Raw genomic sequence first — 23,543 nt, 5'->3', positions numbered from 1 at the left:
CGCCGTGTCGTCTGAGTCGTCGCGGACAAACCCGCTGGCAGCCTTTGGTCAAAACGAATGGCTTGTCGACGAGCTGTACCAGAAGTACCTCCAGGATCCCGAGTCCGTGGACCGCGCCTGGTGGAACTTCTTCGCTGACTACACCCCTGATTCCGGGTCCGGCAAGGCCGCGGCCCAGGGAGCGGCCACCGCCGCGCCCCCGACACCCGCCACGGCCCCGGCAACTCCGGCCGCCGCGACGACCACCCCCCCAGCGCCGAAGGCCGAGGCTGCCCCGGCGGACAAGCCCAAGCAGGAGACGCAGTTGCCCGCCGGCGCCGAGGAAGTCCGACTCCGTGGGGCGGCCGCCAGAACGGCCGCCAACATGGAGGCCAGCCTCGTGGTGCCGACGGCGACCAGCGTACGCGCCGTCCCGGCGAAGCTGCTCATCGACAACCGGATCGTGATCAACAACCACCTGTCGCGCGGGCGCGGCGGCAAGGTGTCGTTCACGCACCTCATCGGTTTCGCGATCGTCAAGGCCGTCAGGGCCATGCCGGAGATGAACCACTCCTACGCCGAGGTCGACGGCAAGCCGGTGCTGGTCAAGCCCGAGCACGTCAACCTCGGCCTGGCCATCGACATCCAGAAGGGCGACACCCGCCAGCTCCTGGTGCCGTCGATCAAGGGTGCCGAGGAGATGGACTTCCGCCACTTCTGGATGGCGTACGAGGACATCGTGCGCAAGGCCAGGAGCGGCAAGCTCGGCGTCGACGACTTCGCGGGCACCACGATCTCGCTGACCAACCCCGGCACCATCGGCACCGTGCACTCGGTGCCGCGCCTGATGCCGGGCCAGGGCGCGATCATCGGCGTCGGCGCGATGGAGTACCCGGCGGAGTACCAGGGCGCCTCCCCCGAGACGCTCTCCCGCCTGGCGGTGAGCAAGGTCATGACGCTCACCAGCACCTACGACCACCGGATCATCCAGGGCGCCCAGTCGGGCGACTTCCTGCGCCGGATCCACCAGCTGCTGCTGGGCGAGGACGGCTTCTACGACGAGGTCTTCGAGGCGCTCCGGATCCCCTACGAGCCGATCCGCTGGGTCCAGGACATCTCGACCACCCACGACGACGACGTGGCCAAGTCCGCCCGCGTCCTGGAGCTGATCCACGCCTACCGGGTCCGCGGCCACCTGATGGCCGACACCGACCCGCTGGAGTACAAGCAGCGCAAGCACCCCGACCTCGACATCAAGTCGCACGGGCTGACCCTGTGGGACCTGGAGCGCGAGTTCGCCACCGGCGGCTTCGGCGGGCGCCCGCTGATGAAGCTGCGCGAGATCCTCGGCGTGCTGCGCGACTCCTACTGCCGCACCATCGGCGTGGAGTACATGCACATCCAGAACCCCGAGGAGCGGGCCTGGATCCAGGAGCGGGTGGAGCGCCCGCACGTCAAGCCCGACCGCCAGGAGCAGCTGCGGATCCTGGAGCGGCTCAACACCGCCGAGGCGTTCGAGACGTTCCTGCAGACCAAGTTCGTCGGCCAGAAGCGCTTCTCGCTGGAGGGCGGTGAGTCGCTGATCCCGCTGGTCGACTCGGTGCTCTGCGCCGCCGCCGAGGACAGCCTCGACGAGGCCGTCATCGGCATGGCCCACCGCGGCCGCCTCAACGTGCTGGCCAACATCGTGGGCAAGTCCTACGGCCAGATCTTCGGCGAGTTCGAGGGCAACATCGACCCGCGCACGGCGCACGGCTCCGGCGACGTGAAGTACCACCTGGGCGCCACCGGCGACTTCGTCTCGCCCGGCGGATCCAAGATCAAGGCCTCGGTCGTGGCCAACCCTTCCCACCTGGAGACGGTCGACCCGGTCCTGGAGGGCGTCGTCCGCGCCAAGCAGGACCTGCTGGAGCGCGGCGAGGAGGGCTTCTCGGTCCTGCCCGTGCTCATCCACGGCGACGCGGCCTTCGCCGGTCAGGGCGTGGTGGCCGAGACGCTGAACCTGTCGCAGCTGCGCGGCTACCGCACCGGCGGCACCGTGCACATCGTGGTCAACAACCAGGTCGGCTTCACCACCTCGCCGGCCTCGTCGCGGAGCTCCGTCTACGCCACCGACGTGGCCCGGATGATCCAGGCCCCGATCTTCCACGTCAACGGGGACGACCCCGAGGCCGTGGTCCGGGTCGGCCGCCTGGCCTTCGAGTACCGCCAGGCGTTCCGCAAGGACGTCGTGATCGACCTGATCTGCTACCGGCGCCGCGGGCACAACGAGGCCGACAACCCGAGCTTCACCCAGCCTCTGATGTACGACCTGATCGACGCCAAGCGGTCCACCCGCAAGCTCTACACCGAGGCGCTGATCGGCCGGGGCGACATCACGGTGGAGGAGGCCGAGAGCGCGCTGCGCGACTACCAGGCCAAGCTGGAGAACGCCTTCGCCGAGACCCGCGAGGCGCTCAGGGAGCCGACCGGCGAGTTCGCCCGCCCGGTCGACGTGGAGGCCATCCCGTGGTCGCACGAGGACACGCCGACGGCCGTCTCCGAGGAGACCGTCAAGCGGATCGTGGAGACCCAGCTCAACCTGCCGGAGGGCTTCACCGTCCACCCGCGCCTGCTCCCGGTCATCCAGCGCCGCGGCCAGATGGTCACCGAGGACCGCATCGACTGGGGCATGGGCGAGACCCTGGCCTTCGGCTCGCTGCTGATCGACGGCCACCCGGTCCGCCTGGTCGGCCAGGACTCCCGGCGCGGCACCTTCGTCCAGCGGCACGCGGTGCTGGTCGACCGGGTCACCGGCGCCGAGCACACCCCGCTGAAGGCGTTCAACCAGGGCACCACGAAGTTCTACGTCTACGACTCGCTGCTCAGCGAGTACGCCGCGCTCGGCTTCGAGTACGGCTACAGCGTGGAGCGCCCCGACGCCCTGGTCTGCTGGGAGGCGCAGTTCGGCGACTTCGTCAACGGCGCCCAGTCCGTCATCGACGAGTACATCACCGCGGGTGAGCAGAAGTGGGGCCAGCGCTCCGGCGTGACCCTGCTGCTGCCGCACGGCTACGAGGGTCAGGGCCCCGACCACTCCTCGGCCCGCATCGAGCGCTTCCTGCAGATGTGCGCCCAGGACAACATGACCGTGGCCCAGCCGACCCTGCCGGCGAACTACTTCCACCTGCTGCGCTGGCAGACGAAGTCCAACCGGCACCGCCCGCTGGTCGTCTTCACGCCCAAGTCGCTGCTGCGCCACAAGGCGGCCGTCTCCCCGGTCTCGGCCTTCACCTCGGGTTCGTTCAAGCCGGTGATCGGTGACACCACGGTGGACCCGGGCGGGGTCCGCAAGGTCGTGCTCTGCTCGGGCAAGATCTACTACGACCTGGCCGCGGCCCGCGACGCGCAGGGCCGTACCGACGTGGCGATCGTCCGGCTGGAGCGGCTCTACCCGTTCCCGACGAACCCGCTCGCGACCGAGCTGGCCCGCTACGGGGACATCGAGCTGATCTGGGCCCAGGACGAACCGGCCAACATGGGCCCGTGGCCGTTCCTGACCCTCAAGATGGCCGAGACGCCCGACGTGTTCGGCGGCCGGCCGATCAAGCGGGTCTCCCGCAAGGCCAACTCGTCCCCGGCCACCGGCTCGCACGCCTCCCACGAGGCCGAGCTGCGCCAGATCCTGAACGAGGTCTACGGCGGCTGACCCGCACCGGGCGCCCGGCTCCGGGCGTCAGGGGCGTCGAGCACCACCCCGGAAGTCCCCCATGGCAACGTCCGTGGGGGACTTCCTCGTCGTAAGGAGAACGATGTACTTCACCGATCGGGGCATCGAGGAACTGGTCACCCGCCGCGGCGAGGAGGAGGTCACCATGACCTGGCTCGCCGAGCGGCTGCGCGAGTTCGTCGACCTGAACCCCGAGTTCGAGACCCCCGTGGAGCGGCTGGCCACCTGGCTGGCCCGGCTGGACGACGAGGACGAGTGATCCCGCGGGCCGGAGCGGGAGGGAGAGGGTGGGAGCGGGCCGCCGGCTCCGGACCGCTCCGACCCGCTCCGGCTCGAAGTTCCTAACACGATATATCTTGACCTCCCGAATGACGCGACATATCGTGTTTTCCAGAGGGAGGTTTCACACAGATGCGTCAATGGACCATAGAGAAACCCGGGCAGCTCACGTTCGACACGGTGAGCAGGCTGAACGTGCGCATCGTGGCGGGCAGGCTCGCGGTGCTCGCCAGCGAGGGCCCGCCCGCCCTCGAGGTCGCCGACGTAGGGGACTTCCCCCTCATCGTGACCCACGAGGAGGACGGCACGCTCACGGTGGCCTACGAGGACCTGACCTGGAACAACATCCTGGACTGGCTCCGTCCCACCCGTCGCCGCGCCACGCTCACGCTGACCGTTCCCAAGGACTGCCCGGTCAGCGCCGGGGTCGTCTCCGCCTCCGCCGTCGTCGCCGGATTCGAGGCCCGCACCTCCGTCAAGAGCGTCTCCGGTGAGATCGTCCTCGACGGGGTGAGCGGCGAGACCCAGGCCGACACCGTCTCCGGCGTCGTGGAGAGCCGCGGCCTGGTCGGCGACCTGTCCTTCAAGAGCGTCTCGGGGGAGCTGACCGTGGCCCGGGGCACGCCCCGCCGGCTGAAGGCCACCACCGTCTCCGGCCGGATCACCGCCGACCTGGAGCTCCCGCCGACCGGTCACGTGACGCTGAACAGCGTCTCGGGTGAGATCGTGGTACGGCTCCCGCACACGGCGCAGGCCGATATCACGCTCCGCTCCACCTCCGGGCAGATCAGCACGGGTTTCTCCGAGCTCGCCCGGGCGAGCCAGCCCGGAATGCGGACCTTGAGCGGGCGGATCGGCGGGGGCATGGCCGCCGTCTCGGCCACCAGCGTCTCCGGCGCCGTCACGATCCTGAAGGGAGAGCCGGCGTGAACCAGCGCACCGGCCACAACGAACTTCCCCGCGCGTTCCGGGCCGGGCAGCCGGGCGGGGAGGCGTCATGAGTCCCGTCTTCGGCCACGGCCGGCTCCGGCTCTACCTCCTGAAGCTGCTGGAGGAGAGCCCGCGCCACGGTTACGAGGTCATCCGGCTGCTCCAGGACCGTTTCCTGGGCGTCTACTCCCCCTCACCCGGCACGATCTATCCCCGCCTGGCCCGCCTGGAGGAGGAGGGCCTGGTCACCCACGAGGTCAAGGACGGCAAGAAGGTCTTCACCCTCACCGACCAGGGCCGCGCGGAGCTGAACGCCCGGATGGACGAGCTGGCCGAGCTGGAGCAGGAGATCTCCGACTCCGTCCGCGACATCGCCCGCGAGGTCAAGGAGGACGTGCGCGACACGGTCCGGTCGCTGCGCGAGGAGCTCACCCAGATGGCCCGGGAGGTGCGCCAGGGCGTCCGGCAGGAGGAGCACACCGCCCGCGAGGACTTCCGGCGGGCCAAGGACGAGCAGCGCGAGGCCTGGCGGGAGTACAAGGCCGACTGGAAGCGGCACCAGGAGGAGTGGAAGCACGGGACCGGCCGCTGGAAGCAGGAGTGGAAGCGGATCTGGGCCTCGGGCTTCACCGGCACCTGGTCCCCCGAGGGCGACGCGCGGCTCGGGCAGATGCTGGCCGAGTTCGTCGAGGAGGTCCGCGGTGACGCGGCGGGGGCGCGGGTGACCGAGGAGACCCTGGCCACCGCGCAGGACGCGCTCTACGACGCCGCCCGCCGCATCCGGGACGCGTTGCGATGATCCTGCTGTACGGTCCCCGCCCGCCCCTGCTCCGGCCCGGGCCCCGGCCGCCCGCCCGGTGCGCCGCCCGGCGGGAGACGGGATCCCCCGTGCCCGCGCAGGCGGTCGCCGGGCGGGGGACCCCGCTGCCCCTCTCCTGCGGTGAGGCCTCACACGGTGAAGACGATCTTCCCGAAGACGTCGCCCTCGTGCATGGCCGCGAATCCCTCCCGTGCCTCGGCTAGCGGGAGCGTCCGGTCGATGACCGGCCGGACACCGGTCTGCTCCAGGAAACGTGCCAGCCTGGCCAGCTGGTCCCGGGTGCCCATGGTCGAGCCGATCACCGAGAGCTGGAGGAAGAAGACCCGGTTCAGGTCGGCCGGGGGCACCGCACCGCTGGTCGCGCCGGAGACCACGATCCGGCCGCCGGGCCGCAGCGACTTGAGCGAGTGGTCCCAGGTGGCCTGGCCCACGGTCTCCAGTACCGCGTCCACCCGCTCGGGCAGCCGGGCCCCGCTGGGGAAGACCTGGTCGGCTCCGAGCTCCAGCGCCCGCGCCCGCTTCTCCTCCGACCGGCTGGTGGCCCAGACGCGGTAGCCGCCGGCCCGGCCCAGCGCGATCAGCGCGGTGGCCACCCCGCCGCCCGCGCCCTGGACCAGTACGGTCGCGCCGGGTTCCACCCCCGCCTTCTCGAACAACATCCGGTAGGCGGTCAGCCACGCCGTGGGCAGGCAGGCCGCCTCCTCGAAGCTGAGCGCGGCGGGCTTGGGCACGAGGTTGCGCCGGGGCACCGCCACCCGCTCGGCGAAGGTGCCGTCATGCGTCTCCGAGAGCAGGGACCGCTTCGGGTCGAGCGTCTCGTCGGCCCCCGTGCCGATCACCGAGTGCACGATGACCTCGTTGCCGTCCTCGTCGAGCCCGGCGGCGTCGCACCCGAGCACGATGGGGAGCCGGTCCTGGCGGATTCCCACGCCCTTGAGGGTCCACAGGTCGTGGTGGTTGAGCGCGGCGGCCCTGACCGTGACGGTGGTCCAGCCGTCGGGCGTCTTCGGTTCGGGATGCTCACCGAGCGTCAGCCCGGCGAGGGGGTTGTCGGGATCGGTCTGCGTTGCGGTTACGGCGAACATGGCCGCACCCTACGCCCCCGCCTCCGCCCTCCTCCCGGCCGGACCCGCCGACACCCGTGGCGGCGCACCGGTCCTCCGGCCCTATCCAGTCCTCCGGCCCTATCCAGTCCTCCGGCCCTATCCAGTCCTCCGGCCCGATTCAGTCCTCCGGTTCGATCCGGATGCCGTCGACGATCCGTTGCACGTGCCCGTCGGTTCCCGAGGCCGCGATGTAGAACCCGTTCCGGCAGACGCCGACGGAGGCGCGGCGGCGGTCCTCGACCATGGAGAGCCGGACCCGCTGCGCGTCGCAGCCCGGGATCGGCGCGAACACCACCAGCGTCTCCCGGCCGCCGCCGAACCAGAGCTGCGGCCCGGCCTGTTCCCCCCGGACCACCTGGCCCGGCCGCCCCAGCACGAGTGGAGGTTTGGCGCTGAGAACGAGATAGCCGTCCTCGGTCACCCTGCCGCGCAGGTTCTCCGCCCAGATCATGCGCTGTTCGAAGGTCATCGGTCGCGGGGCGTCGAACAGCGCCAGGGACCAGGGGTCGAAGTCGAACAGCATGAGCTGGCCGCTGTCCCAGCTGGAGGACTTCCAGAGCGTGACCCGCTTGCCCAGGTTCCGGAGCATCGGACGCTCCCGGGCGACCTCGGCGGCCCCGCCGGGCGGCGCGGTCAGCCGGCGGACGAGGTCGTAGTTGTCGTCCTGGTCCAGCCAGCCGATCTGGGCCGGGCGCGCCCCCAGGGCGGCGAGCCCGGCGCCCGCCGGATAGCTGATCTCGGCCCTGCTGCCGTCGGGGAAGGCGACGTTGATGATCTCTCTGCCGTCGCGGCGCCGTACCTGCGGGTGCAGGATGTTGGGCCTGCGCTCCCCGACCGTGGCGGTCGGCACGGGTGCCGGGGGCGGGAGCCGCGGGAGTCCGGCGGGCTCCCGGCTGGCCACCAGGCTGATGACCGGGACGGCCAGGAGCACGGCCAGCACCGCCATCCCGATCCATCGCCGCGGGCCCCGCGGCTCCTCCGCCTCGATGATGTCGTACCGACCGCCGCCGACCACGTCTCCGGCCGCCTCACACGGGAGTTGGGCTTTGGCCCATCTTCAGCTCTCCGGGCGCGCAGAGACCATGCCCCGGCCGGTCACGAATTCGACTCGGTCCATCACCAGATCGCGACGTTCACCTGCCCGTCGGGAGTCAGGCGGACCTCCCGGCCGACGAGCTCGGCCGCCTCGGCCTCGGCGATCAGGTCGGGGTGCCGGACGTGGGCGTGGGCGCGGCCCCCGTCCGGCAGGTCCACGACGAGGATCCCGTGCTCGGCCGTGCCGTCCTTGCCGTGGGCGACGGTGTACCCGGCGACGGTCGCCGTCCCCTCGTAGACATCGGCGATCGGGACCGGCTCGGGGCTGTGCACGACCGCGGCGGCGTCCCGCAGCCCGGCGAGTCCCGCGCCGCGCCCGTCTCCCGGCCCGCCTGCCGGTTCGGTGGACCAGATCGCGTAGGTGTGCTTGGTCAGGTGCATCCCGACCCCGGTGACCAGGCCGTGGCTCGGTCCTGGGCCCGGTTCGGCGCGCAGGCGCTCGGCCATCGCCGCGGTGGAGTGCAGGACGTAGACGCTGACCGGGGCCCCGGCGTACGGCAGGCCGCCGGTGACCGTCAGCCCCCGCGGGTCCAGCGGGTCGATGCCGGTCGCGGCGCAGGCGGCGCGGAGCGCGACCGCGAAGCAGCTGTAGAGGTCCAGCGCCCCGATGTCGTCCGGCCCCGTCCCCGCCCGAGCGAAGGCCTGCCGCGCCGCGGCCTCCATCGCCGGGGACGCGCCCAGGACCGGCCGGGCGGCGACCTCCCAGGTGTCCTCGGCGTAGGCCCAGCCGCGCAGGTAGATCCGCCGCTCCGGGGCGATGCCCAGCCGGTCGGCGAGCCCGGCGCTGACCATGATCACGGCAGCGGCCTGGTCCACCTCGGCGAGCGCGACGGTCCTGCGGGTGTACGGCCACCCCACGAACCGGTTGTCCGCCGAGGGGGTGACCAGTTCCTCGGGGGTGTACACGGTCCTGCGCCAGGCGTGGGGGTTGGCGGCGGCGACGCGGGTCATCGGAGCCATCATCCGGCCCCGGGCGCGGAACTCCTCCTCGATGCCCTCCCCGGCCGCGGCGCGGCGCGCGGACTCCATGATCGGGTAGGTGTGCACGGGCAGGAAGAGCCCGTGGGCCAGCTCGGCCGGGTGCGGCGGGCGTTCCCAGCCGTAGGGGCGCCGGGGGTCGGCCCGGTGACTCCAGGCCGGCCGCTCCCCCGCCCGGCGCAGCGCCCTGCGCGTGGCGAGCGCCTCGGCCCCGGTGACCAGCGCCGCGTCCATCTCCCCCGCCGCGATCGCGGCGGCGGCCGTTCCCAGGAGCGTCTGCGGGGCCGTGCCGCTCACCGTGGAGTAGGCGCGGTGACGGGGCTCGGCCTTGACGCGCTCGGCGAGCCGGGCCACCGGGTCGTCGTACTGCCAGGACTCCGTGTAGACGATCTGGATCGAGTCGAGCCGTTCCAGCAGGCCGGGGGCTCCGGCGTCGGCGGCGGCGCGGCGGGCGGCCAGCTCCCACAGGTCCAGGGGCTCCGGCCCGGGCTGGTCGCGGACGGTGTGCTGGGCGACACCGACGAGGCAGGGAGTTCGGGGGTCCACGCTCATGGGGACATGCAACCAGAACGTCATTCGGTTTACTAGACCGGAGTTTCCCGAGTTATTCGGGAAAACTTTTATGCCGCCTGTTGCGAATGGTGCCGGAGATGCTCGACCACACACCAGAAGACCTGCGTGAGCTGCGGTGATGCCTTTTCGTTAAATTATAGCCGGGCGGCATATCAATAACGGGTTCGCATCGAAGGGAACCGTTCCAGACTTTTTCCCGTCAATTCCTGGCCGAGCGCTTGATCCATTCAGTAGCGTTCCGATCGTTTTCCTGGCGACGGGAAGTCCCGCCCGCCGCCGAGGACGAAAGGAGCTCCATTGATTTCCCGAGCACGGCGCCTCGCGATCCCCCTCACCGGCCTCCTCATGGTCGCCGGAGCGATGGGCGCCACCAGCACCGGTGCGGGCGCCACGGCCGCTCCCGCCGACGTGGTCACCTCGACCGCCTCGGAGTCGGCCTCCCAGGCCACCTCCTTCTGGTCACCCGACCGCATGCGCAAGGCCACCGACGCCACCGGCGACATCGACCTGAGCGGCAAGGGCAAGGCCTCCACGGCCGCCGGCCCCGACGGCAAGCCCGGGTCGGTCCCGCCGATCGGCCAGGAGGGCGCCAAGTCGCCCAAGAGCAAGCAGGTCAACCTGCCCAACACCGTCGGCCGGGTCTTCTTCACCCTGCCCAAGGCCAACCCGCTGGACCCGAAGAGCTGGAAGTACTGCTCCGGCAGCTCGGTCCAGGGCAAGTACCGCAACGTGGTCGCCACCTCGGCGCATTGCGTCTACGACGTGAAGACCAACCAGTTCTACGACAACTGGGTCTTCATCCCGTCCTACTGGGACGGCGACCAGGCGTGGAACGGCAAGAACCCCTACGGCATCTACGCCGCCCACACCTTCCACGCCCACGACGACTTCGTCGTGAAGGAGGACTACGACTTCGACTACGCCTTCGTCAACGTCCACTCCGGCTTCAAGGTGAAGTGGGAGAAGGGCAAGGACGGCAAGTGGAAGCCGGTCTTCACCAACGTCGGCCGGCTCGGCGACAACGTCGGCGGCCAGGGCTTCGCCTGGAACCAGAAGGTGAAGAGCAAGGTCTTCTCCTTCGGCTACCCGGCCGGCCCGCACCCCGACGGCGACAAGCCCTACACCGGCCGCACCATGAAGTGGTGCTACGGCACCACCGGCGCCATGCCGGCCGCTCCGCGGTACAACATCCAGGAGCACATCGGCTTCCGGTGCGCCTTCACCGCGGGCGCCAGCGGCGGCCCGTGGCTGCTGAAGTACAAGAACTCCAGCCGGACCGGTTACCTGGTCGGCGTCAACAGCGTCGCCTGGGACACCGACAAGAACGACCGGTACGACCACATCTCCTCGCCGTACTTCAACGGCGACACCTACAAGGTCTACAAGGTCGCGGCCAACCGCTGGACCAAGTAGCGCCACCGGATAGCACGTGACCGGGCCGACCGTCAGGCCATTCGGCCGGCCCGGGACCGGGATCCGACGGCGAAGGGCCCGATCCATCCGGATCGGGCCCTTTCCGCTGCGGGGTGCGCCGGGCTCAGAAGTCGAAGACCGGGCCGGTGGCGGCGAGCATCGCGCAGAAGTTGCCGTAGGTGTGCTCGAAGATGATGTCCTCGCCGTTCCAGGTGCCGACCGCGAACGCCTTGACCGGCTTGTACTCGGTGGTGCACGTCCGCCTGCGGTCCCGGGCGACGTCGGCCGGGTTCCCGCCGGCCGCCTCCAGCGCCTCGCACGCCTTGGTCGCCTTGCGGTGCGTGCCGCCCGGAGGGTCGCACCGGAGTACCGCGTACCGCCCCGCGAGCAGGTCCTGGTTGTCGTCCGCGACGGCGAGCATGAACGACTTCTCCGTGGCGGCCGCGCTGTGCGGAGAGGACGGTGTGGCGGCGGAGGCCGTACCGGAGAGCAGAAGAGGCGCGGTCGCGGCCAGAACGAGAAGACGTCGCATGGAACCCCCCGATTTCGTGTGACGTCGATCGTTCCAATCCTGGCCGGGCGGGCCCGGCCGGGCAACCATCCGGCCCGGCGTTTCCGCAGATCAGCGAGGTAGTACGGCGCACGGAACATATCGATCAAGGAAAGGTAGATCAGACGTTGGCCACACACCTCCCGGTTCCATGATTTTCATAACGAAGAAGTAACGGTCTTCTTTGAATGTCTGATTTATGCCTCTTTAAGGCATCTTTACGGGCTACGGTCTCGTCTTGTCTCTTTACGCATGCGTGAGCCGAGTCCCGAGAGGCTCATGACAAAGAAGGAGCTACTGTGAACTCCCGAGCCAAGCGCCTGGCCCTGCCCCTCGGCGGAGCCCTGGCGGCCACCTCCATGATCGGCGCCACCCTCGCCGCCGGTACCGCCCAGGCCGCCGCGCCTGACCGCAAGACCGTGGCTCTCGCCGCTTCCGGTAACGCGAAGGCCATCGCGGGCTACTGGACCCCCTCGAAGCTGAAGTCCGCCACGACCTACGTCGCCGAGAGCACCGCCTCCGGCAAGCTGCGGGCGGGCGCCTCCCGGGCCTCCGCCGACGGCAAGGCCGGCACCGTCGCGCCGATCGGCGAGGAGGGCAAGTCCGCGGGCCGTTCCCGCAACGTCAACCTGCCCACCACCGTGGGCAAGGTCTTCTTCCTCGACGACAAGGGCCGTGAGCGCTGGTGCTCCGGTTCCTCGGTGCAGTCGAAGTACCGCAACCTGGTCGCCACCGCGGGCCACTGCGTCTACGACACCGACACGAACAAGCCGTTCAGCAACTTCGTGTTCATCCCCGGCTACCACCAGGGCAAGGCCCCCTGGGGCATCTACGTCGGTGCCAAGGTCAACATGCACTACGACTTCGACGTCTACGAGGACTACGACCGCGACTACGCCTTCGTCAACGTCTACAACGGCATCAAGCAGACGGGCGTCAAGGAGGTCACCGGCGCGGAGTACGAGAAGGCCAAGGGCTTCAAGTACACCGAGGACAAGCCGATCACCCAGGACGAGTTCGAGAAGGGCTTCGCCAAGTACGGCCAGCTGGGCCCGTACTGGAAGAAGCTGGCCGACCCGACCGTGGAGACGGTCGGCAAGCCGGATGACGCCGACAAGTACCTCGAGGACTACATCAAGGACGGCCGGGGCGGCGTCAAGCTGACCGCGGTCGAGGTCACCTCCTACGACTACGCCAAGGCCCCTGCCGGCCTGGACAACGGCGCCAAGTTCGAGCGCTTCAGCGACGACAAGGGCAAGGTCGGCATCAGCAAGGAGCAGTACGACACGCTGCTCAAGGAGAAGGCCGCCGGCAGGTTCCTCGGCAAACTGGAAGCCGTCAAGGACGTCAACGGCACCGAGATCGCCTGGTACAAGACCCAGTACTTCGTGAAGAGGTGGGTCAAGACCACGGTGAAGGAGCTGTACTTCCACACCCGGTACTACGTGATCCTCCTCGCCGACGCCGGCCGTCTGGGCGACAACGTCGGCGGGCAGGGCTTCGCCTGGAACCAGAAGACCGGCAAGAAGGTCTTCGCCTTCGGCTACCCGGCCGCCGCGCACCTGGACGGCGACAAGGTCTACACCGGCCACACCATGAAGTGGTGCTACGGCACGACCGGCAACGCCCCCGACGTCCCGGCCTACAAGGCGCAGGAGCACCAGGCCATCAAGTGCGCCTTCACCCCGGGCGCCAGCGGCGGCCCGTTCCTGCTGCAGTACCGCAGCAGCAAGCGGATCGGTTACCTCAACGGCGTCGTGAGCCTCACGATCGACAGCGACAACAACCGCCGCTACGACCGGGTCACCACCCCGTACTTCGACGGTGAGACCTACGGCATCTACAAGTACGCCGCCAACCTGTGGACCGGGAAGTTCCCCGTCTCCTGACCCTCGCCCGGCGCTCCCCGTCCTGACCGCTCCCCGGTCCCGGCCGGGGAGCACCGGAGAGCCGGACAGCGTGGAGCATGAGGGACCCGGGACGTACCCGGGTCCCTTCCGCCACTTCACGGGGCGCTTACACAGCCGGCCGTTAGGTTGGCCGGATGGTGGGAGCAGTGCGGCTCGGTCCGTCTAGCTGCCCAAAACTAAATAGATCTGGAAAAATCAGTCTTTACTACCTCTGGTGGCTCCTTGAGTCGGAAGGAACGCTCCTCATGTCTCCCCGCGCACGGCGACTGGCGACCGCTCTGGGCGCGCTGCTCGCCGCCTGTGCGACGGCGGCATCCGCGTTCCCCGGGAGTGCCGCGGCCGACCCACACGGCTCGGCGCCCAGCAGCATCACCTCCGTCACGCTGACCAAGAGCAGCGCGGACATGAAGCGGATCGCGGAGTACTGGAACCCGGCCCGGCTCAAGAAGGCCCAGGACCACAACCCCGCGACGCCCGAGGTCAAGCCCACCGAGAGCACGCCCTCCTCGGCCCCCGCCTCGCCCACGCCCACCGGCGGTACGGCCACCGGCGCGGCGTCCGGCGGTGAGGACACCGCCACCACGGCCACCGCCACCACCCCGGTCAAGACCGGCACGCCACAGACGATCAGGCCGACGCTCCCGAAGCAGCGCCACTCCACCGCCGGAACCTCCCCGATCACCGTGGGGAAGGTGTTCTTCCGGATCGGGGACAAGGACTACTGGTGCTCCGCCTCCTCGGTGGCCTCCGCCAACCGCAACCTCGTCGCGACGGCGGCCCACTGCGTCTACGACGCCAAGCTGGGCAGGCCCGCCGAGTACTGGATCTTCATTCCGGGCTACGACAAGGGCGCCACGCCGTACGGCATCTACGTCGGGCACTCCCTCAACCTGCACGACCGCTTCGCCGCCTGGGGCGACTACGACTACGACTACGCCTTCGTCTCCGTCCACGACGGGTTCCGGTGGAAGCCGGGCAAGGCCGCGGGCACATACGAGATGGAGTCCGTCGGCAGCCTGGAGGACAACGTCGGCGGCCAGGGCCTGACGACCCGGCGCGGCACCGGCCTGCTCACCTACGCCTTCGGCTACCCCGCGGCCGCGCACAACGACGGGAGCAGGCCGTACGACGGGCAGAACCTGAAGTACTGCGCCGGACGCACCCGCACGCAGGTCGCCCCCACCCGTCTCGTGGAGCACGGGCTCGCGCTGAAGTGCCCGTTCACCGCCGGGGCGAGCGGCGGCCCCTGGCTGGTCGACTACGACCCCAAGAGCGCCCTCGGCTACCTCAACGGCGTCAACAGCTTCGCCTGGGACACCGACGTCGACCGGCGCTACGACCTGATCTCCTCGCCGTACTTCATCGCCTCGACCTACGTGGTCTACCGCTGGGCGGAGAGCCAGCGAGCCCCCCAGGCTTAAAAGAACCTTAAATCACCCTTAAGTCGGCCTTAGATAATCTTTGACCCATAGGTTGTCTGCGTAGGTTCGATCCTTGTCGTCCCGCAGCTTCCCCAGATCGCCGGGAAGCGCTGCAGCGCAAGGAGCATCTGTTTTGAAGCACTCCCTTCTTCCCTTCGGTGGCGCCGCACTGGCCACCGGCCTGCTGGCCGCCGGCCTCGTCGGCAGCGCCCAGGCCGCCCCGGAGTGGGCGGTCGACCCCATGGCCACCAACAACGCCGAGGCCGTCTCGGTCGTCGACTTCTGGGCCGAGTCCAACTTCGCGGCCCTGAAGCAGGCCACCGCCTTCTATCCCGACACCGACGGGCCCAAGCTGAAGTCCGGTGGCGGCTACTCCCCCGACGGCAAGGCGGGCACCGTCTCGCCCATCGGCGCGGAGAAGCCCACCCCCTCCACCGCCAGGAACGTCAACCTGCCGAAGACCATCGGCAAGGTGTTCTTCACCGTCAACGGCCAGAAGCGGTGGTGCTCGGCCAGCTCGATCCAGTCGAAGTACCGCAACCTGGTCGTCACGGCCGGTCACTGCGTCTACGACCCGGACAGCAACGGCCACGTCATGGACAAGTGGGTCTTCGTGCCCGGTTACTACCAGGGCAAGGCCCCGTGGGGCATCTACGTCGGCAAGCAGGCGTGGACGCACTACGACTTCGACGTCTACGAGGACTTCGACAAGGACTACGCCTTCGTCACGGTCTACAACGGCGTGCTGTTCAACGGCGTCAAGCAGGTGACCGCGGCGGAGTACAAGCAGTTCACCGGTCCCAAGTGGACGAGCAAGGGCCACTACTACATCGCCCTGTCCAAGGACGCCGGCCGCCTCGGCGACAACGTCGGCGGCCAGGGCTTCGCCTGGAACCAGCCCACCGGCAAGCCGGTCTACGTCTTCGGCTACCCGCAGGCGCCGCACCCCGACGGCGACAAGCCGTACACCGGGGTGACGCCCAAGTACCTGTACGGCAAGCCGTCCGGCAAGATCTACGTCTCCGGACCCCTCAAGATCGAGGAGCACATCGGGCTCAAGGGCGCCTTCACCCCGGGCGCCGACGGCGGCCCGTGGGTGACGCAGTACAGCAGCTCCCGGCGCCTGGGCTACGTCACCGGCGTGACCAGCGTCTTCGCGGACCAGGACGGCAACAACCGCTACGACCTGGTCAGCTCGCCGTACTTCGACGGCGAGACCGCGGACGTCTACAAGAAGGCGGCCAACGTCTGGTCCGGCCGCATCGTCGGCCCGAACGGCGAGCTCTACAAGTAGGGACGGCGGCCCCGCACAGGGGTCCGTCTCTCTGATTCACCTGCGGGACCCGGCCGGCGCCGGGTCCCGCACCCGTTTCCGGGGCGCCCAGGGCCGTCCTCACCGCCTTCCGGGCTCGTTTCCCAGCCCTCCGAGCCCGCCTTTCCCGGCTCTTCCGGCCCCGCTCCCGAAAAGATCGCCCCCTATAGACGTAGCCCGGCGCAAATCGGTGCCATCAATCCGATGTGATGTGCATCACATTGCGTCCGCCACTGTCCGCATTTGCCCGGTCACGCCGGATCAGCTCCGCTTCCACCGCTCTCATGGTGATCTGCGGAAACACGGCGGAGCGACAGATGTGACAGGCGGGACCTCAAACCCCAAAAAAGGTAACGGAAGCGTCACAGCACCACAGGTGCCCATCTAAGCCCACGGATCGACTTCCGCTTCCGAAGATCAGCACTGTATGTTCCTGGCTATCCCTTTACTGACGCATGGGACGCAAGATGCGTTCCACGACAGACCAAGGAGTTTCCCTTGAAGCGCATTCTCATCCCGGCCGGCGGCGCCGTTCTCGCCACCGGTCTCCTGGCCGCTGGTCTGGCCGGCACCGCCACCGCCGCCCCGGACTACGCGACCGACCCCATGGCCAAGAACACCGCCGACGCCAAGTCGGTCGTGCAGTTCTGGACCGAGAACAACAACGCTGCCCTCAAGGCCGCCAAGGAGTTCTACCCGGACCTGCAGGGGCCGAAGCTGACCTCCACCGGTGCCCCCACCACGGACGGCAAGCCCGGCCAGGTCGCCCCCATCGGTGGCGAGCCGAAGACCGCTGCTCCCAAGGTGAAGAACGTCAACCTGCCGAAGAGCATCGGTAAGGTCTTCTTCGTCACCGCCGACGGCGAGTACGGCTGGTGCTCGGCCACCTCGATCCAGTCGAAGTACCGCAACCTGGTCGCCACGGCCGGTCACTGCGTCTACGACACGGACAAGAACGGCCACGTCATGGACAACTGGGTCTTCGTGCCCGGTTACTACCAGGGCAAGGCGCCGTGGGGCATCTACGTCGGCAAGCAGGCGTGGACGCACTACGACTTCGACGTCTACGAGGACTACGACAAGGACTACGCCTTCGTCACCGTTTACAACGGTGTGAAGTACGCCGGTCCGAAGGTCGTCACCGAGGACGAGTTCAAGAAGTTCGTCGGGCCGAAGTACGTCGACATCAAGGAAGTCTCCGACGAGGAGGGCGCCGCTGGCTACTCCAAGTACGGCCCCCAGGGTCCGTACTACTCGGAGACCACGGTTGCCAAGAACGTCGAGACCGTGAACCCGCCGAAGGACAGCTTCACCTGGCAGCAGGTGCTGCCGTACCTGTCCGAGAACGGCTTCAACGGTGTCAAGCTGCTCTCCGTCGAGGTCACCGGTTTCGAGTACAACAAGGCTCCTAACCACACCTCGGGCTACGAGAACGGCGAGAAGGCCTACAGCGACAAGGACCCGATCTCCAAGGAGCAGTACGACAAGCTCCTGAAGGAGAAGGCTGCCGGCAACTACCTGGGCGACCTCGAGGCCAAGAAGGACGCCAACGGCAACGAGATCGAGTGGTACTCGACCCAGTACTTCATCAAGAAGTGGGTCAAGTCCTCCACCAGCACCACCACCAAGTGGTTCAAGAAGCAGTACGTCATCGAGCTGTCCTCGGACGCTGGTCGTCTGGGTGACAACGTCGGTGGCCAGGGCTTCGCCTGGAACCAGAAGACCGGCCAGCCCGTGTACGCGTTCGGCTACCCGGCCGGCGCGCACCCGGACGGCGACAAGGCCTTCACCGGCATCACCCCCAAGTGGTGCTACGGCAAGACCTCGGCCAAGGGCTTCCAGGCCGCGAAGTTCAAGGTTGAGGAGCACATCGGTCTGAAGTGCTCCATGACCCAGGGCTCGAGCGGTGGTCCTTGGGTGCTCAAGTACAGCAGCGCCAAGCGCATGGGCTACGTCAACGGTGTCACCAGCCTCGTCGCCGACACCGACAACAACGGCCGCTTCGACCTGAGCACCTCGCCGTACTTCGACGGTGAGACCGCGGACATCTACAAGAAGGCCGCGAACGTCTGGTCCGGCAAGATCGTTGACTCCCTGGGCCAGGTTTACAAGTAAACCGTCCCGAGGATCTGACGATCCCGAGCTAGGGGGTCCACACCTCTAGTTCACCCCAGCAGTAAACGGAGGGGCCCGGTCTTCGGACCGGGCCCCTTCGCCGTTGTCCGGAACCTCCTCGCCCCGGAACCCTCTCGCCGCCGTCCGGAACCCGGAGAGATCCGTGACCGAATTCCCAGGTAACGCCTCTACCAGCGGTTATGTCAGATTGCTACGGTTTTCCGGAACCCCTCACTCCGCGACCTCATGATCTGTGAGGCCTCGCCCGCCCTGGAGCCACCGTGAACCCCCGCACGAAGCATCTCCTCATCCCCCTCTCGATCGCCGGTCTCGCCGCCGCCCTGGCCACCCCCGCCCAGGCCGCCGCGGAGCCGGAGCGCACCCCCCTCAGCGCCGACCGGCCCGGCGCCTACGCGGTCGCCAAGTTCTGGCTCGACGCCAACGGCGCGGCCCTGAAGCAGGCCCGCCAGTACACCTGGGACAGCAAGGACGTCGCCAAGCTCGTCCGCGGCCAGGGAGACACCACCGACGGCAAGCCCGGCCAGGTCGCCCCCATCGGTGGCGAGAAGGGCACCTCCGCCAAGGTGCGAAACGTCAACCTCCCCAAGACCGCCGGCAAGGTCTTCTTCCTCGACCACAAGGGCGTCCCCCGCTGGTGCTCCGGTACCTCGATCCAGTCGAAGTACCGCAACCTGGTCGCCACCGCCGGCCACTGCGTCTACGACGTCGAGGGCAACGAGGACGCCCTGCGCAACTGGGTCTTCATCCCGGGCTACCACGAGGGCAAGGCCCCCTGGGGGGTCTACGTCGGCCAGGCCGCCTTCACCCACTACAACTTCGCCGTGCACGAGGACTTCGACCACGACTACGCTTTCGTCGCGGTCTACGACGGATTCGTCTTCAACGGGGAGAAGAGGGTCACCGGCAGCGAGTTCGCCGCGTGGAACGGCGGCAAGTGGATCGAGCCGAAGACGATCACGGCCGACGAGTACGCGGCCGGGTACGCCAAGTACGGCGACCTGGGACCGTACAAGAAGGAGGACAAGGTCGCGACGAACGTCGAGACCGTCAACCCTCCGGCTCCGGCGGACGGCAAGAAGTACACCGACCAGGAGATCGCGGACTACGTCAAGCCTGAGGGCAAGAACGGCGTCAAGCTGCTGGCCGTCGAGGTCACCTCCTACGACTACGGCAAGGCCTCCGACGCCACCGACGCCCTCCGCAACGGCGAGAAGTTCATCTCCAAGAGCGGGAACAAGGGCAAGACCCCCATCTCCAAGGAGGAGTACGACAAGCTCCTCAAGGAGAAGGCCTCCGGCAACTTCCTGGGCGAGCTCACCGCAGTCAAGGACAAGAACCAGAACGAGATCGAGTGGTACAAGACCCAGTACTTCATCAAGAAGTGGGTCAAGTCCACCACGGTGACCACCACCACCTACTGGGTGGAGCAGTACATCATCGGCCTGGCCAAGAACGTCGGCCGCCTCGGTGACGTGGTCGGCGGGCAGGGCTTCGCCTGGAACCAGAAGCCCGGCCAGCCGGTCTTCGCCTTCGGCTACCCCGGCGACGCCCACCCGGACGGGGACAAGCCGTACACCGGCCTCACCATGAAGTACTGCCACGGCAAGACCAACACCGGCACCTACGCCTCCAACGCCTTCAAGGTCGAGGACCACCTGGCGCTGAAGTGCTCGATGACCGGCGGTTCCGACGGCGGGCCCTGGCTGCTGAAGTACAGCAACAGCAAGCGTCTGGGCTACGTCAACGGCGTCACCAGCCTCTTCCACGACCAGGACGGCAACGACCGCATCGACTTCGTCAGCTCGCCGTACTTCAACGGTGACACCGCCGAGGTCTACGCCGACGCCAACCAGGCCCGCAACGCGAGGATCGTCAGCGACCAGGGCGAGCTGCTCAATTGACGCGCTCCCCGGCCTGAAGGCCGGGGATTCAGCCCGTGCCGCGCGTGCGGCACCTCTGTGGCTTCCTGTTTCGCCGGGTCCTGCCCTCCGCTAGGCGGCGGGTCTTACGGTCCCTCCGCAGGCGTTTAGCCTCTCCGCCCGTCCGGCGGCGAGGATGTTCTGGGCGGCGTTGACGTCTCGGTCGTGCGATGCTCCGCAGGGGCAGGCCCATGACCGGACGTTCAGCGGCATGGACCCGGCGAGCGCGCCGCAGGCCGAGCACAGCTTGCTGCTGGGGAACCAGCGGTCGATCTTCACCAGGGTGCGGCCGTACCGGGCGGCCTTGTACTCCAGCATGTTCACGAATGCCGACCATCCGGCGTCGTGCACGGACGTGGCCAGCCGGGTGCGGGCCAGGCCCTTCACGCACAGGTCCTCCACGACCACCGCTTGGTTCTCGCGGATGATCCGGGTGGAGAGCTTGTGCGCGAAGTCCCGGCGGGCGTCGGCCACCCTGGCATGGGCACAGGCGAGGGTGACGGTGGCCTTCTTGCTGTTGTTTGACCCCTTCGCCGTGCGGGACAGGGCTTGCTGCGCCTTGCGCAACCGCCGTTCGGTGCGGCGGAGAAACCGGGGGTTGTCGATCTTCCGGCCGTCCGACAGGACCGCGAAATGCGTCAGCCCCAGGTCGATCCCGACCTCGGCGGCCGTCTGCGGCAGCGGTTCGGCGGCGACGTCGACGACGAACGAGGCGAAGTACCGCCCGGCCGCATCCTTGACCACCGTCACGCTGGAGGGCTCGGACGGGAGGCGGCGGGACCACGTCACCGTCACGTCGCCGATCTTCGGCAGGCGCAGCTTCCCGCCCGCCGTGATCGAGAAGCGGGCGTTGCGGGTGAAGCGGATCGCCTGCCGGTTGTCCTTGCGGGACCGGAATCGGGGCGGGGCGATGCTCGGGCCCTTGCGCTTGCCGGACAGCGAAGCGAAGAAGTTGCGGTAGGCGGTGTTCAGGTCGGCCAGCGCCTGCTGGAGTACCACCGCCGACACCTCGCCCAGCCAGGCGCGCTCAGGCGTCTTCTTCGCCTCGGTGATGACCCGCTGGGACAGCTCGCCGTCCGACAGGTGCGGCAGGCCGGCCGCGTGGGCTTGCTGTCGTGCGCGCAGCCCGTCGTTGAACACCGTACGCGCGCACCCGAACGCGCGGGCCAGCGCGGCGCACTGGCCGGGGGTCGGGTAGAGGCGGAAGTTGTACCGGAGCTGCACGCCATGATCCTACGATTGGTTTATGGCCGAATACGGAGACATCAGGACTGGTAGACACTGTGTTTTCGTCCTGCACGCTCATTTGGTTTTCGTCACCAAGTTCCGGCATCCGGTCTTCACCGGCGTCCACCTGGAGCGCATGGAGCAGATCATGCGAGAGGTGTGCGCTGATTTCGAGTGCGAGGTGGCGGAGTTCAACGGTGAGAGCAACCACGTCCACCTGCTGGTGACCTTCCCGCCGAAGGTCGCCCTGTCCCGGCTGGTCAACTCGCTGAAAGGGGTGTCCTCCCGCGGCTGCGACAGGAGTTCCCCGAGCTGGCCGGCCACTACTATCGGGCGAACAAGTTGTGGTCGGGTTCCTACTTCGCCGGGAGCGTGGGCGGCGCTGCGATCAGCGTCCTGCGCCAGTACATCGAGCAGCAGAACCGCCCGGTCTGAGCCGGGTAGAGGCTGGATCGCCCGGGGGCGATCCAGCTTTCCCTGCCCCGCTGGGCGGGAGAGTCCGCTTCACCCCCGGCCTGAAGGCCGGAGCACTGCGGACGAGCCTGGTAGCGGTCCGCCGCCCACACAAGGAGGGTCCGGTCCCGTGCCGGGCCCTCCGCGCGTTCTCCGGCCCCGTCAGGCGGGCACGAGCTCCCCGATGCGCCGGTCCAGTTCGGCCACCGCGGGTTCGGCGGCGTACGGCTTCAGGCGGTCGCGCAGGTCGGTCATGTAGGACCGGGTCCGGGCCGATTGGAGCCCGCCGGCCAGATCCAGCGCCTCGCCCGCCACCGCGCAGGCCTCCTCTACCTCCCCGCTCCGCACCAGTCCCGCGGCCAGCAGCGACAGGTTGAACATGCGCCCGCGCACGAACCGCCCGTCCATCTCCAGCGACCGTCGTGCGTGCCGTACGGCCTGCGGGCCGTCTCCCAGGTCGCGGAAGCAGTGGGCGAACTTGGCCGAGAGGTAGGCCTCGTCGAAGTAGGTGATCCAGTCGGGTTCGTCGCCGGTCTTCCTGCGGTCGAAGGCCACCTCCGCCCGGTGCAGCGCCTCGGCGCAGGCCGTACGGTCGCCCAGCAGCGCGTGGGCGTGCGCCTCCAGCACGAACGCCTCGGCGAGCAGGGAGAAGATCCCCGCGCGCCGGGCCGAGAGCTGGGCGGCGCGGGCCAGGTCGAGGGCGTGCGCGGGCTGACCGATGTAGGTGGCCTGGTGGCTCATCCCGGCGAGGATCTCCCCGCTGAACCCGTGGTCCCCCGCCCCCCTGGCCAGGCGGAGCGCCTGGATCAGGTAGCGCTGGGCCACGCCGTGGTGCTCCAGGTCGTAGGCCATCCAGCCGGCCAGCCTGGTCAGCTCCGCGGCGGCCGAGGCGAGTTCCTTACCGGTGGCCTCGGCGTACGAGCCGTCGTTGAGCAGCGGAGCGACCGCCGTGTCCAGATATTTCACGACCGCCGAGCGGATCCGGCCGCCGCCGAACCTGTTGTCCAACTCACCGAAGGACCGGGTCACCTCCCGGATCGCCGCGATGTCGGCCTTGCCCACCATCCGGGACCCGCCGGCGACCGGGCGGGCCTCCATCGGCAGGATCGGCCATTTCAGCGCCCCGATGGAACCGGCTCCGATCACGAAGGTGGAGTCGAGCAGGAACTTGCGCCTCTCCACATCCGCTCGCCAGAGTGCTGTCACGGTTGCAACCCCCTCATGCCAGGTGTGAGTGATCCCGTGCCCGAGGTCGAGGGGGGGTGACCCTGTGGGCAGTCCTAAGTCCTCCGAGTCCACGACCCGGCCCAGACGCCGGGCGAAGACCCCGGCGAGCAGGTCGGGCGCGGGGTCTTTCGGTCGCCTGCCGCTGAGCCAGCGTCCGATCGAGCTGTGGTCGTATCCCAGCCCGGGCAGGCCCCAGGCGGCACCGAGATCGTTGAGCTTGCGGGCCAGTTCCTTACGGGTGAGACCGGCCTCGGCCATGAGCCTGCTGAGCAGCCGATTGGGCTCGCGTTGCATCGCTCTCCTCGCAGATAGGAAACGCGGGGAGCGCATGAGGACGCATCCGGCGCCCTCTGCGCGCACATCCGTCCCTCGTGCGCGCCCAGCCCGAGAAGATAACGGAGAGCTTCTTTTATAGCACGTTCAGTGACACGACTTTACGTTTCCGTGAGACAGGAGTGCCGAAAGAGCAAGACGCCCCCGCCTGTCGGCGAGGGCGTCCGCATCGC

At 68.7% G+C, this 23,543-nt stretch carries 16 protein-coding genes and 1 pseudogene; 11 read left to right on the top strand and 6 right to left on the bottom strand.

All coding sequences use genetic code 11. The features are described from left to right. The first annotated feature begins 4 nt into the window (after nucleotides 1-4). The 4 genes from IEZ08_RS28955 (at nucleotide 5) to IEZ08_RS28940 (ending at nucleotide 5,696) form a co-directional block, all read left to right on the top strand. Nucleotides 5-3,667, top strand: coding sequence for a multifunctional oxoglutarate decarboxylase/oxoglutarate dehydrogenase thiamine pyrophosphate-binding subunit/dihydrolipoyllysine-residue succinyltransferase subunit (locus IEZ08_RS28955; protein WP_068929152.1), 3,663 nt, complete (start codon nucleotides 5-7; stop codon nucleotides 3,665-3,667). Nucleotides 3,668-3,770: 103 nt separating this feature from the next. Next, entirely contained in the window at nucleotides 3,771-3,947 is a 177-nt protein-coding gene (locus tag IEZ08_RS28950) for a DUF6104 family protein (RefSeq protein ID WP_176728604.1), read from the top strand. A 200-nt stretch (nucleotides 3,948-4,147) separates the two neighbouring features. Then, the gene (locus IEZ08_RS28945) at nucleotides 4,148-4,897 is read left to right on the top strand and encodes a DUF4097 family beta strand repeat-containing protein (RefSeq protein ID WP_229803606.1); all 750 of its coding nucleotides are present in this window, start codon (nucleotides 4,148-4,150) and stop codon (nucleotides 4,895-4,897) included. A 67-nt stretch (nucleotides 4,898-4,964) separates the two neighbouring features. Continuing rightward, nucleotides 4,965-5,696: a helix-turn-helix transcriptional regulator gene (locus tag IEZ08_RS28940; RefSeq protein ID WP_068926786.1), complete on the top strand. Its 732-nt coding sequence runs from the start codon at nucleotides 4,965-4,967 to the stop codon at nucleotides 5,694-5,696. A 149-nt stretch (nucleotides 5,697-5,845) separates the two neighbouring features. Here IEZ08_RS28940 and IEZ08_RS28935 read toward each other — a convergent pair whose 3' ends face one another. The 3 genes from IEZ08_RS28935 to IEZ08_RS28920 all read right to left on the bottom strand — a co-directional run bounded on the left by IEZ08_RS28935 (nucleotide 5,846) and on the right by IEZ08_RS28920 (nucleotide 9,448). Next, nucleotides 5,846-6,802: a zinc-binding dehydrogenase gene (locus IEZ08_RS28935; RefSeq protein ID WP_189243376.1), complete on the bottom strand. Its 957-nt coding sequence runs from the start codon at nucleotides 6,800-6,802 to the stop codon at nucleotides 5,846-5,848. A gap of 139 nt (nucleotides 6,803-6,941) precedes the next feature. Next, nucleotides 6,942-7,838, bottom strand: a complete 897-nt coding sequence (locus IEZ08_RS28925) for a hypothetical protein (protein ID WP_189243374.1) — start codon at nucleotides 7,836-7,838, stop codon at nucleotides 6,942-6,944. A 101-nt stretch (nucleotides 7,839-7,939) separates the two neighbouring features. Then, a complete protein-coding gene (locus IEZ08_RS28920; protein WP_189243373.1) occupies nucleotides 7,940-9,448 on the bottom strand; it encodes a TLP1 C-terminal extension domain-containing protein in 1,509 nt (502 codons plus the stop codon). Between the two features lie 318 nt (nucleotides 9,449-9,766). Here IEZ08_RS28920 and IEZ08_RS28915 point away from each other — a divergent pair, with 318 nt between their 5' ends. Beyond that, nucleotides 9,767-10,882 (top strand): trypsin-like serine peptidase, encoded by a 1,116-nt coding sequence (locus IEZ08_RS28915; RefSeq protein ID WP_189243372.1) that lies wholly within the window; start codon nucleotides 9,767-9,769, stop codon nucleotides 10,880-10,882. A gap of 124 nt (nucleotides 10,883-11,006) precedes the next feature. Here IEZ08_RS28915 and IEZ08_RS28910 read toward each other — a convergent pair whose 3' ends face one another. Beyond that, the gene (locus IEZ08_RS28910) at nucleotides 11,007-11,414 is read right to left on the bottom strand and encodes an SSI family serine proteinase inhibitor (RefSeq protein ID WP_189243371.1); all 408 of its coding nucleotides are present in this window, start codon (nucleotides 11,412-11,414) and stop codon (nucleotides 11,007-11,009) included. Between the two features lie 317 nt (nucleotides 11,415-11,731). Between IEZ08_RS28910 and IEZ08_RS28905 the strand changes: the two genes are divergently transcribed. From IEZ08_RS28905 to IEZ08_RS28885, 5 genes are all read left to right on the top strand, one after another. Next, nucleotides 11,732-13,321: a trypsin-like serine peptidase gene (locus IEZ08_RS28905; RefSeq protein ID WP_229803604.1), complete on the top strand. Its 1,590-nt coding sequence runs from the start codon at nucleotides 11,732-11,734 to the stop codon at nucleotides 13,319-13,321. A 266-nt stretch (nucleotides 13,322-13,587) separates the two neighbouring features. Further along, nucleotides 13,588-14,763, top strand: coding sequence for a trypsin-like serine peptidase (locus IEZ08_RS28900; RefSeq protein ID WP_189243370.1), 1,176 nt, complete (start codon nucleotides 13,588-13,590; stop codon nucleotides 14,761-14,763). 133 nt (nucleotides 14,764-14,896) lie between these two features. Continuing rightward, complete coding sequence (locus IEZ08_RS28895; protein WP_189243369.1) at nucleotides 14,897-16,057, top strand: trypsin-like serine peptidase; 1,161 nt, start codon at nucleotides 14,897-14,899, stop codon at nucleotides 16,055-16,057. Nucleotides 16,058-16,573: 516 nt separating this feature from the next. After that, nucleotides 16,574-18,190: a trypsin-like serine peptidase gene (locus IEZ08_RS28890; protein ID WP_189243368.1), complete on the top strand. Its 1,617-nt coding sequence runs from the start codon at nucleotides 16,574-16,576 to the stop codon at nucleotides 18,188-18,190. Nucleotides 18,191-18,471: 281 nt separating this feature from the next. Further along, nucleotides 18,472-20,112 (top strand): trypsin-like serine peptidase, encoded by a 1,641-nt coding sequence (locus tag IEZ08_RS28885; RefSeq protein WP_189243367.1) that lies wholly within the window; start codon nucleotides 18,472-18,474, stop codon nucleotides 20,110-20,112. Nucleotides 20,113-20,202: 90 nt separating this feature from the next. Here the strand turns inward: IEZ08_RS28885 and IEZ08_RS28880 are convergent, their stop codons facing one another. Continuing rightward, nucleotides 20,203-21,354, bottom strand: a complete 1,152-nt coding sequence (locus tag IEZ08_RS28880) for an RNA-guided endonuclease InsQ/TnpB family protein (RefSeq protein WP_189243366.1) — start codon at nucleotides 21,352-21,354, stop codon at nucleotides 20,203-20,205. Between the two features lie 22 nt (nucleotides 21,355-21,376). Here IEZ08_RS28880 and tnpA point away from each other — a divergent pair. Then, nucleotides 21,377-21,765, top strand: a pseudogene (gene tnpA, locus IEZ08_RS28875) (IS200/IS605 family transposase); the annotation flags it as partial. 207 nt (nucleotides 21,766-21,972) lie between these two features. On the opposite strand, the gene IEZ08_RS28870 reads toward tnpA, so the two are convergent. Beyond that, entirely contained in the window at nucleotides 21,973-23,331 is a 1,359-nt protein-coding gene (locus IEZ08_RS28870) for an NsdA family TPR-like regulatory protein (RefSeq protein ID WP_068926807.1), read from the bottom strand. Nucleotides 23,332-23,543: the final 212 nt, after the last annotated feature.

Source organism: Planobispora rosea, assembly GCF_014648175.1.
Taxonomy (GTDB): domain Bacteria; phylum Actinomycetota; class Actinomycetes; order Streptosporangiales; family Streptosporangiaceae; genus Planobispora; species Planobispora rosea.
The sequence above is the reverse complement of the archived record's forward strand: the minus strand, read 5'-3'. Positions and strand labels throughout refer to the sequence as shown.